Raw genomic sequence first — 1,409 nt, 5'->3', positions numbered from 1 at the left:
CCGGTTCAGCACAGTTGAGTAAAATAATATAGGGTTTGCCGATCGCGTCCAGTTCCTCCACAATCCGCTGTTCCGCCTCGCAATAGTTTTCTCTGGGAAGATCAGCCACGGAACCATCGGTTGTAACTACAACTCCCACTGTGGCGTGTTCGCGGATGACCCGCCGTGTTCCCGTTTCGGCCGCAAGGTCAAAGGGAACTTCGTGATCAAACCAGGGGCTCTTGACCAGCCGTGGGGCATCGTTTTCTTCGTGCCCAAGCGCCCCCTTGACCATGTACCCTACACAATCAATCAAACGGGCACGGAAGCTGCCGCCTCCGGAAAGTTCAATGTTGACAGCCTTTTCCGGAATGAATTTCGGCTCAGTCGTCATAATGGTGCGCCCGGCCGCGGACTGAGGCAATTCATCGTTGGCGCGTGCGCGCCTTGCCTCATTCTGAATGTGCGGCAAAAGCATCAGTTCCGAAAAACGCTTGATAAAAGTGCTTTTACCACTGCGGACGGGACCCACTACACCAAGATAGATATCACCGCCTGTACGCTGTGCAATACTTTGATAGATTTGTTCCTGGTTCACGGGTACTCCTCCTTTACAGCGCTGCCGGAATCAGCAGACATGCAGTTTCCGTTGTGAGGTCCTGGGGCGCTTTTCCGTCACATTCCAAATGGTTGGCTGCAACAAGATCTTTGGCGCGGGCATGATAGCGCTTGGCAATGTCAAAGATCCGTTCTCCTTCCCGTGCATAATACAGATACAATGCCGGACCGTCGTTGCCATCGGCGTATTCTTCTCCCAGTTCCACCTCACAAAGAGCTTCCGCAGCGGCAGCTTGCATCAGGGCCCCGGTTGTTTGAATTTCCAGTTCGACGCACAGCTGGGCATTGTTTTTGCTGCTGGTAATGCGGTTGACGGAAGCATTCATACTCACGCAAGCATCACCCGGAACGCCGTTCCAGCTTCCTTCCGGCTGCCAAACAAAGGGTTTATCATAGCAGGTCAGCTCACCACGGGCATCTGCGCAAAGAACATGGGCCGTCCCTTTGCCGGACAACCGAATCTGGGGTACGCCTTCTTTGGTCTCTATGGGGACTGGAACAGCCGCTCCCAGTGTGACAAAGCAGCCCTTTACGGTCACATCCGAATCTGGCAAATCATCTTCCAGAACAACAGAAATTGTTTCTGCCAGATCCGCTGTTTTGTGCAGCAGTTTACAGGCTGTTTGTACAGTCTGGGTCTGGCAAATCGTGGAGTATGCGTCGGCAACGACCGTCCGTGTTGCAGTATGCCAGACTTCCAGATGCAGTTTCCAGACCACCGCAAGGTTGGCTTCCCCGGTGCCATCAGAATCTGTGAGTGTGCAAGCAGTCACTTCACCCCATGCAACGCAGGAATCTTCCTCCGAGGCGCC

2 protein-coding genes are annotated in these 1,409 nt (G+C 53.9%); both read right to left on the bottom strand.

The annotated features are described in order from the left end of the window. Positions 1–577: stage IV sporulation protein A (locus H6B10_RS14500; RefSeq protein ID WP_430661764.1), on the bottom strand; the 577-nt coding region annotated here is incomplete at its 3' end. A 13-nt stretch (positions 578–590) separates the two neighbouring features. Beyond that, positions 591–1,409, bottom strand: an 819-nt coding sequence (locus H6B10_RS14495) for a hypothetical protein (protein ID WP_204652247.1), incomplete at its 5' end; no start/stop codon positions are given.

The sequence above is a fragment of the Gemmiger formicilis genome (assembly GCF_016901605.1).
GTDB classification, from domain to species: Bacteria; Bacillota; Clostridia; order Oscillospirales; family Ruminococcaceae; genus Gemmiger; species Gemmiger formicilis_B.
This window is presented reverse-complemented; position numbering and strand designations above follow the sequence as displayed.